The organism is Pseudomonas meliae, from assembly GCF_001400515.1.
GTDB lineage: Bacteria > Pseudomonadota > Gammaproteobacteria > Pseudomonadales > Pseudomonadaceae > Aquipseudomonas > Aquipseudomonas amygdali.
This window is the reverse complement of record NZ_LJQT01000245.1, coordinates 1-9,074: the sequence shown is the minus strand read 5'-3', so window position 1 is coordinate 9,074 and position 9,074 is coordinate 1. Positions and strand designations below refer to the sequence as shown.

Genomic DNA, 9,074 nt, shown 5'->3' with positions numbered 1-9,074 from the left:
CGAGCAAGCTCGCTCCCACGCCCTCCGGGCACGATCAGGTCTTCACGCCGCAGGCGCACGCCTTGGGTCCGGTTGTTTCCAGGCGTCTGCTGCGCTTTCCTCGATGGCTTGCTGGATGGCACGCTTGCGGCTGTTTTCCGCGCGGCGGGTGAAGAACCAGACCAGGAAGGTCGCCAATGAAACGGCCAGCAGGATAAGGCTCGCCACGGCGTTGATTTCAGGCTTCACGCCCAGACGCACGGCAGAGAACACTTCCATCGGCAATGTCGTCGAGCCGGGCCCGGAGACGAAGCTGGCGAGCACCAGGTCGTCCAGCGACAGTGCAAACGACATCATGCCGCCGGCTGCCAGCGACGGCGCGATCATCGGGATGGTGATCAGCAAGAACACCTTCCACGGACGCGCGCCCAGATCCATCGCCGCTTCTTCAATCGACAGGTCCAGCTCACGCAGCCGCGCCGATACCACAACTGCCACGTAGGCCGCGCAGAACGTCGTGTGCGCGATCCAGATGGTCATGATGCCGCGTTCCTGCGGCCAGCCGATCAATTGCGCCATGGCCACGAACAGCAGCAACAGCGACAGACCGGTGATCACTTCCGGTATGACTAGGGGAGCTGTAACCAGCCCGCCAAAGAACGTGCGGCCCTTGAAGCGGCTGATGCGGGTCAGCACAAACGCAGCCATCGTTCCCAGTGCCACCGCAGCAACGGCGGTGTAGCAGGCGATTTCCAGCGAGCGCATCACCGAGCCCATCAGCTGCGAGTTGTCCAGCAGGCCGACGTACCACTTCACCGACCAGCCGCCCCAGACCGTCACCAGTTGCGAGGCGTTGAACGAGTAGATGACCAGAATCACCATCGGCGCATAGATAAACAGCAAACCCAGAACCAGCATCAGGTTCGAGAATCGAAAGCGGTTCATGCCTTGCCCTCCAGTTCTTTGGCCTGACTGCGGTTGAACAGGATGATAGGCACGATCAGCACCAGCAGCATGATGACTGCCAGCGCCGAAGCCACCGGCCAGTCACGGTTGCTGAAGAATTCCTGCCACAGCACGCGGCCGATCATCAGTGTTTCCGGGCCACCCAGCAGTTCGGGAATCACGAACTCGCCGACCACCGGGATGAATACCAGCATGCAGCCGGCGATCACACCGTTCTTGGACAGCGGTACGGTGATTTTCCAGAAACTGTTGAAGGTGCTCGAACCCAGGTCGGACGCGGCTTCCAGCAGGCTGGTGTCGTGCTTCACAAGGTTGGCGTACAGCGGCAGGATCATGAACGGCAGGTAGGAGTAGACCACGCCGATGTACACCGCCAGGTTGGTGTTGAGGATCTGCAACGGTGCGTCGATCAGGCCCAGCCACATCAGGAAGGCATTGAGCAGCCCGTTGTTGCTGAGAATGCCCATCCAGGCATAGACGCGGATCAGGATCGCGGTCCAGGTCGGCATCATGATCAGCAGCAACAGCACGGTTTGCATGTCTTTACGGGCGCTGGCAATGGCATAAGCCATCGGATAGCCGATCAGCAGGCACAGCAACGTGCTGATGAAGGCCATTTTCAGCGAGCCCAGATAGGCCGAAACGTACAGGTCATCGCCACTGAGCAAGGTGTAGTTGGCGAAGTTGAGGACCATCTGCAGCTTTTCGTCGGCGTAGCTGAAGATCTCGGTGTATGGCGGGATCGCGACGTCGGCTTCGGCGAAGCTGATCTTGAGCACGATCAAAAACGGCAAGGCAAAGAACAGAAACAGCCAGAGGAACGGCACGCCGATGACCATCTGCCGCACGTTGGGCTTTATGCGCTCGAACGCGCGCTTGATCTTGCGGATTTTCATGAGCGCAGTACCACGCCGCTGTCGTCTTCCCACCACACGTAGACTTCATCGCCCCAGGTAGGCCGTGCGCCCTGACGCTCGGCGTTGGCGACGAACGATTGCACCAGCTTGCCGCCCGGCAGCTCGACGTAGAACACCGAATGACCGCCCAGATAGGCGATGTCGTGGACCTTGCCGCGCGACCAGTTGTATTCGAAGCCTGGCTGCTCGGTAGTGATCAGCAGCTTCTCAGGGCGCAGGGCGTAGGTGATGTGCTTGTCTTCCACCGACGTACTGACGCCGTGGCCGACATAGATATTGCGCTCCAGCTCAGGACTGCGGATCAGCGCGTGTGCCTCCATGTCTTCGATCACGTCACCTTCGAACAGGTTGACGCTGCCGATGAATTCGCAGACCAGACGGCTGGTCGGGGTTTCGTAGATATCGATCGGGCTGCCGATCTGCGCGATCCAGCCCAAGTGCATGATTGCGATGCGCTCGGCCATGGTCATGGCCTCTTCCTGATCGTGAGTCACCATTACACAAGTCACGCCGACGCGCTCGATGATCTCTACCAGTTCCAGTTGCATCTGCGAACGCAGTTTCTTGTCCAGCGCGCCCATCGGCTCGTCGAGCAGCAACAGCTTGGGCTTTTTGGCCAGCGAACGGGCCAGGGCCACACGCTGACGCTGACCGCCGGACAGCTGATGCGGCTTGCGCTTGGCGTACTGGGTCATCTGCACCAGCTTGAGCATCTCCGCCACGCGGGCTTCGATTTCCGGCTTGGCCAGCTTGTCCTGCTTCAGGCCGAAGGCGATGTTGTCCGCCACGGTCATGTGCGGGAACAGCGCGTAGGACTGGAACATCATGTTGATCGGACGTTCATACGGCGGCATGTCGGTAATGTCGACACCATCTAGGTAGATGCGGCCCTCGGTCGGGCGCTCGAAACCAGCCAGCATGCGCAGCAGTGTGGACTTTCCGGAACCGGAGCCGCCAAGCAGGGCGAAGATCTCACCCTTGTTGATTTGCAGCGACACGTCGTCCACCGCAATCGTCTCGTCGAACTTCTTCGTGACCCGATCAATCTTGACCAGCACCTCTTTGGGTTGCTGACCGCCTTCGAGGGCTTTCTTGTAGGCGCCGGAGGCAACTGCCATGGGTGAAACTCCCAACAGGTAGGCAACCCGGCCAATACGGCCGGGTGCTGGATTTTTATTTGCCCGACTTGACCTTGGTCCAGCTGCGGGTCATGATCCGCTGCGTGGCAAGAGGCAAGTCCGCGATTGCATACAGCTTGGCCTGTACGTCGGCAGGCGGATAAACGCCAGGGTCACTGGTGATTTCCTTGTCGACCAGTGCCGTCGCTGCCGCGTTACCATTCGGGAAGCGCACTGCGTTGGTGATTTCAGCCATGATTTCGGGCTTCATCAGGAAGGTCATGAACTTGTAGGCACCTTCAACGTTTTCGGCACTCTTGGGAATGGCGATCATGTCGTAGAAGCTGCCGGCACCTTCTTTGGGAATGTTGTAAGCAACTTTTACCTTGGCACCGGCTTCGGCAGCGCGGGATTTGGCCTGGTAGATATCACCCGAATAGCCGACTGCGACGCAGATGTTGCCATCGGCCAGGTCCGAGATGTACTTGGACGAGTGGAAATAGCCAATCGATGGACGAATCTTCATGAACAGCGCTTCAGCTTCGGCGAGCTGCTTCTTGTCCTGAGAATCGGTCGGGTAGCCCAGGTAATGCAAGGCTATCGGCAGCATTTCGGTCGGCGAATCGAGGAAGCTGATGCCGCACGACTTCAGCTTGGCTGCGTTCTCCGGCTTGAACAGCAGGTCCCAGGAATTGACCGGCGCATCGGCGCCCAGCGCAGCCTTGACCTTGTCCGGGTTGATGCCGATACCGATCGAACCCCACATGTACGGGAATGCGTGCTTGTTGTCCGGGTCGCTGACCGACACGGCCTTGAGCAGCGATTCGTTGAGGTTCTTCCAGTTCGGCAGCTTGGACTTGTCCAGCTCCTGATAAACGCCGGCCTTGATTTGCTTGGCCAGGAAGTTGTTGGACGGCACGACGATGTCATAGCCGGATTTGCCAGCAAGCAATTTGGCTTCAAGCGTCTCGTTGCTGTCGAAAACGTCGTAGACCACCTTGATGCCCGATTCTTTCTCGAATTTGGCAACGGTGTCCGGCGCGATGTAATCGGACCAGTTATAGACGTGCAGCACTTTGTCATCGGCCTGCGCAGCAGTGGCCACAACGCCCATCAGGGACAGCGCGAGAAGGGTCTTGCCAAATTTTTTCATGCGTAGCTCCAATGTATTTTTATCACTGACCGTCAGTTAGCGGCGTGTAGCCATTAGTCTGGCAACTTCCTGGGCAGGCTTTCAAGCCGAAGCCCCTCAAACAATGCACATTGCGCTTGAATCGACGCTTTTTTTGCGTTTTCAGCCCTGCAACACCGCCAGCGTCAGATCCAGGCATTTGCGAGCCTTTTCCACCAGTTCGTCGATTTCCGCAAAACTGATCACCAGTGGCGGCGCAATGATCATCGTGTCGCCCACGGCCCGCATGATCAGGCCATTATCGAAGCAGAAGGTTCGACAGATCATCCCGGCGCCCTTGTCGGTGTAGCGCTCGCGAGTGACCTTGTCCTTCACCAGTTCGATGGCCCCCAGCAGCCCGACGCCACGGACCTCGCCCACCAGCGGATGATCGCTCAACTCACGCAAACGCTTTTGCAAATACGGTGCCGTTTCCGACTTGACTCGTTCGACGATCTTTTCTTCGCGCAGGATACGTTGTTCTCCAGCGCAACGGCTGCCGCCACCGGATGCCCGGAGTAGGTAAAGCCATGATTGAAATCACCGCCCTCGTTGAGCACCGCAACGATTTCATCGCGCACGATCAGGCCGCCCATCGGTACATAACCGGAGGTCAGGCCTTTGGCGATGGTCATCATGTCCGGCTTGAGGCCGTAGAAATCGCTACCGAACCACTCACTGGTACGCCCGAAACCACAAATCACCTCATCGGCGGCGAACAGGATGTCGTAGCGGGAAAGGATTTCCTTGATCTTCGGCCAGTAGGAATCGGGCGGGACGATCACACCGCCAGCGCCCTGGATCGGCTCGGCAATGAACGCACCGACGTTCTCGACGCCCAGTACGAGAATTTTCTTTTCCAGTTGCTCGGCAGCCCAGATACCGAACTCGTCCGGCGTCATGTCGCCGCCTTCGCCGAACCAGTATGGCTGGGGAATGTGCACCACCCCCGGAATCGGCAGGTCGCCCTGCTCGTGCATGTACGTCATGCCTCCCAGGCTGGCACCGGCGACGGTGGAGCCGTGGTAGCCATTGACGCGGCTGATGATGGTTTTCTTGTTCGGCTGGCCTTTCAGCGCCCAGTAATGACGAACCATGCGCAGCATCGTGTCATTGCCTTCAGAGCCAGAACCGGTGAAGAACACATGGTTCATGCCCTGCGGTGCAATCTCGGAAATGGCCTTGGCCAACTCCAGCACGGGCGGGTGGGCGGTCTGGAAAAACAGGTTGTAGTACGGCAGCTCGCGCATTTGTTTGCTGGCTGCGTCGGCCAGTTCTTCGCGGCCATAACCGATGGCCACACACCACAGGCCGGACATGCCATCGAGGATCTTGTGGCCCTCGCTGTCCCACAGATAAACGCCTTCGGCACGGGTGATGATGCGCGGGCCTTTCTCTTTCAATTGTTTGTAGTCGCTGAACGGTGCCAGGTGATGCTCGCTGCTCAGGGCCTGCCATTCGAGGGTTTGCGGGTTATTGGCACTCATGCAGCACTTCCTTTGATCAGGTCAGTTAGCAGAGCGCCGCGCATCAATCGCAGCGGCGCTCTGCGTGATCAGACGGCGAAAAGCAGGAATTCCCGCTCCCACGAACTGATCACGCGCTTGAAGTTTTCATGCTCGGCGCGCTTGACCGCGACGTAACCGATGATGAATTTCTTGCCCAGGTATTTTTCGATGGTCTTGCTGTTTTCCATGCGCTCCAGCGCGTCTTCGATGGTCAACGGCAGACGCAGATTACGCCGCTCGTAACCCCGCCCGACCACCGGTGCGCTCGGGTTGATGCCTTCGACCATGCCGATGAAGCCGCACAGCAGACTGGCGGCGATGGCCAGATAGGGGTTGGCATCGGCACCTGGCAGACGGTTTTCCACGCGACGGTTCTGCGGCACAGCGTCCGGCACGCGCAGGCCGACGGTACGGTTCTCTTCGCCCCACTCGACGTTCACCGGTGCCGAGGTGTCGGGCAGAAAGCGGCGGAACGAGTTGACGTTGGGGGCGAACAGCGGCAATAGCTCGGGGATGAACTTCTGCAGACCACCAACGTGGTTCAGAAACAGCTCGCTCATGGTCCCGTCTTCGTTGGAGAAGATATTCTTGCCGGTCTCGATGTCGATGATGCTCTGGTGCAAGTGCATGGCACTGCCTGGCTCGCCGGTCATCGGCTTGGCCATGAAGGTCGCCGCGACGTCGTGCTTGAGGGCGGCTTCGCGCATGGTGCGCTTGAACACCAGAATCTGGTCGGCCAGCGACAGGGCATCACCGTGACGGAAGTTGATTTCCATCTGCGCCGTGCCGTCTTCGTGGATCAGCGTGTCCAGATCCAGGTTCTGCAGTTCGCACCAGTCATAGACGTCTTCGAACAGCGGATCGAATTCGTTGGCCGCTTCGATCGAGAACGACTGACGGCCGGTTTCCGGTCGCCCGGAGCGCCCGATCGGTGGCTGTAGCGGATAGTCCGGGTCGTCGCTACGCTTGGTCAGGTAGAACTCCATCTCCGGCGCCACGATTGGCTGCCAGCCCTGATCGGCGTAAAGCTTGAGGACCTTCTTCAACACGTTGCGCGGCGACAGCTCGATGGGGTTGCCCTGCTTGTCGTAGGTGTCGTGAATCACCTGCGCAGTGGGCTCGACCGCCCAGGGCACCAGATACACCGCGTTCTGGTCGGGACGGCAGATCATGTCGATGTCTGCCGGGTCCAGCAGCTCGTAGTAAATATCGTCTTCTACGTAGTCGCCAGTCACCGTCTGCAACAGCACGCTTTCAGGCAGACGCATGCCTTTTTCAGCGATGAACTTGTTGGTCGGCGAGATCTTGCCGCGGGTGATGCCGGTAAGGTCGGACATCATGCATTCGACTTCGGTAATCTTGTGTTCTTTCAACCAATCGGTGAGCTGGTCGAGGTTGGTACTCATAAATACCTCAGGGTTTTATTGTCCTGATCGTGATCAGGCGTTCCAGACGCATCGGCGTCATGTTGTACAACTCGTTTCGGCAGACGCCGATTAGGGGTAAGGTGACAGCTGCGGGGCCGGATTTCCAGACGGCCGCGGTCACACTGACGAAGCCGTTATAGTGGTAATGTCCAGCATTGAGAGTAGAGCAGACTGGCTTCGATAGCCGTTCAGGGATGTCGCAAGGTGTGGCAACCCACCACGAGCACCGATATCACATGCATGATGAGCGCTGTACGGACTTGATAGTCGCGTGTCGACCAGGGAAAGGTGAAGCATTGGCCCCCCGCTATTGTTGCTCTACTGGGTTGCGATCGAGCTTAGCCTCGTTCATTTTTTTATACAACAACCCGTTAAAAATAGAAGACAGGCCGCTCTAGCTCGTATTTAACAACGGTCAGAAACGGAATAAAACGCCCTAAATAGCGGCAAAAAAGGCCATATGGCGCAGTTTTAGGGCAAAAAAGGCTCTATTGACTTCATCATGGCTTTCGGATTGACTGAGATCCGCAATCATTGATGATTGATATTTTTAACAACAAAGGTGTTGCATCATGTCGGTACCCCCGCGTGCCGTTCAGCTTAACGAAGCGAACGCGTTCCTTAAGGAACATCCTGAGGTTCTGTACGTTGACCTTCTGATTGCAGATATGAATGGTGTGGTGCGTGGCAAACGCATCGAACGCACCAGCCTCCATAAGGTTTACGAGAAAGGCATCAACCTGCCGGCCTCTTTATTTGCTCTGGATATCAATGGCTCCACGGTGGAAAGCACCGGCCTGGGCCTGGACATCGGTGATGCTGACCGAATCTGTTATCCCATCCCTGACACCCTGTGCAACGAACCATGGCAAAAGCGCCCTACCGCGCAGTTGCTGATGACCATGCACGAACTCGAAGGCGACCCGTTTTTCGCCGACCCGCGTGAAGTATTGCGCCAGGTCGTCGCCAAGTTCGACGAAATGGGCCTGACCATCTGCGCCGCATTCGAGCTGGAGTTCTACCTGATCGATCAGGAGAACGTGAACGGTCGCCCACAACCGCCCCGCTCGCCGATCTCCGGCAAACGCCCGCACTCGACACAGGTCTACCTGATCGATGACCTCGACGAGTACGTCGACTGCCTTCAGGACATCCTTGAAGGTGCGAAGGAGCAAGGCATTCCTGCCGACGCAATCGTCAAGGAAAGCGCCCCGGCACAGTTCGAAGTCAACCTGCACCACGTTGCCGATGCCATCAAGGCGTGCGATTACGCCGTGCTGCTCAAACGCCTGATCAAGAACATCGCCTACGATCACGAGATGGACACGACCTTCATGGCCAAGCCCTATCCGGGTCAGGCGGGTAATGGTCTGCACGTTCACATCTCGATCCTGGATCGCGATGGCAAGAACATCTTCACCAGCGAGGATCCCGAGCAGAACGCCGCATTGCGTCATGCAATCGGCGGTGTGCTCGAGACCCTGCCGGCACAAATGGCTTTCCTGTGCCCGAACGTCAACTCGTATCGCCGGTTCGGTGCGCAGTTCTATGTGCCCAACTCGCCGACCTGGGGTCTGGACAACCGTACGGTCGCCGTTCGCGTACCGACCGGCACCGCCGACGCGGTACGTATCGAACACCGCGTTGCCGGTGCCGATGCCAACCCGTATCTGGTGATGGCTTCGGTCCTGGCGGGCGTGCACCACGGCCTGGTCAATAAGGTCGAACCTGGCGCGCCGGTAGAAGGCAACTCCTACGAGCAGCATGAACAAAGCCTGCCGAACAACCTGCGTGATGCACTGCGCGAGCTGGACGACAACCCGGTCATGGCCAAGTACATCGACCCAAAATACATCGACATTTTTGTCGCCTGTAAAGAGAGCGAGCTGGAAGAGTTCGAACACTCCATCTCCGACCTCGAGTACAACTGGTACCTGCACACAGTCTGATTGAGGCTGAGCAACATAAAACGCCGCAAAGCCTTGAGA

At 58.1% G+C, this 9,074-nt stretch carries 6 protein-coding genes and 1 pseudogene; 1 reads left to right on the top strand and 6 read right to left on the bottom strand.

Annotated features, from left to right (window positions below; translation table 11 throughout):
* Positions 1-42: 42 nt before the first annotated feature.
* The 6 genes and pseudogenes from ALO64_RS11045 to ALO64_RS11020 form a co-directional block, all read right to left on the bottom strand.
* Positions 43-924 carry an ABC transporter permease subunit gene (locus tag ALO64_RS11045; RefSeq protein WP_044344799.1) on the bottom strand — a complete coding sequence of 294 codons (882 nt, stop codon included), beginning with the start codon at positions 922-924 and terminating at the stop codon, positions 43-45.
* Complete coding sequence (locus ALO64_RS11040; protein WP_044344798.1) at positions 921-1,841, bottom strand: ABC transporter permease subunit; 921 nt, start codon at positions 1,839-1,841, stop codon at positions 921-923. The genes ALO64_RS11045 and ALO64_RS11040 overlap by 4 nt, the downstream gene beginning before the upstream one ends.
* Positions 1,838-2,980 (bottom strand): polyamine ABC transporter ATP-binding protein, encoded by a 1,143-nt coding sequence (gene potA / locus ALO64_RS11035; RefSeq protein WP_002555763.1) that lies wholly within the window; start codon positions 2,978-2,980, stop codon positions 1,838-1,840. Before potA ends, ALO64_RS11040 begins: the two co-directional genes overlap by 4 nt.
* A gap of 55 nt (positions 2,981-3,035) precedes the next feature.
* Positions 3,036-4,133, bottom strand: coding sequence for a polyamine ABC transporter substrate-binding protein (locus ALO64_RS11030; protein WP_054991714.1), 1,098 nt, complete (start codon positions 4,131-4,133; stop codon positions 3,036-3,038).
* A 141-nt stretch (positions 4,134-4,274) separates the two neighbouring features.
* Positions 4,275-5,638, bottom strand: a pseudogene (locus tag ALO64_RS11025) (aspartate aminotransferase family protein).
* 68 nt (positions 5,639-5,706) lie between these two features.
* Positions 5,707-7,065, bottom strand: a complete 1,359-nt coding sequence (locus ALO64_RS11020; protein ID WP_002555767.1) for a glutamine synthetase family protein — start codon at positions 7,063-7,065, stop codon at positions 5,707-5,709.
* Between the two features lie 593 nt (positions 7,066-7,658).
* Between ALO64_RS11020 and ALO64_RS11015 the strand changes: the two genes are divergently transcribed.
* Entirely contained in the window at positions 7,659-9,035 is a 1,377-nt protein-coding gene (locus tag ALO64_RS11015; protein WP_003413528.1) for a glutamine synthetase family protein, read from the top strand.
* The last annotated feature ends 39 nt before the right edge of the window (positions 9,036-9,074 follow it).

Excerpts from the sequence above, each read along its gene's own strand:
- potA (WP_002555763.1), bottom strand. The coding sequence starts at position 2,980 with ATGGCAGTTGCCTCCGGCGCCTACAAGAAAGCCCTCGAAGGCGGTCAG.
- ALO64_RS11030 (WP_054991714.1), bottom strand. The coding sequence starts at position 4,133 with ATGAAAAAATTTGGCAAGACCCTTCTCGCGCTGTCCCTGATGGGCGTT.
- ALO64_RS11040 (WP_044344798.1), bottom strand. The coding sequence starts at position 1,841 with ATGAAAATCCGCAAGATCAAGCGCGCGTTCGAGCGCATAAAGCCCAAC.
- ALO64_RS11020 (WP_002555767.1), bottom strand. The coding sequence starts at position 7,065 with ATGAGTACCAACCTCGACCAGCTCACCGATTGGTTGAAAGAACACAAG.
- ALO64_RS11045 (WP_044344799.1), bottom strand. The coding sequence starts at position 924 with ATGAACCGCTTTCGATTCTCGAACCTGATGCTGGTTCTGGGTTTGCTG.
- ALO64_RS11015 (WP_003413528.1), top strand. The coding sequence starts at position 7,659 with ATGTCGGTACCCCCGCGTGCCGTTCAGCTTAACGAAGCGAACGCGTTC.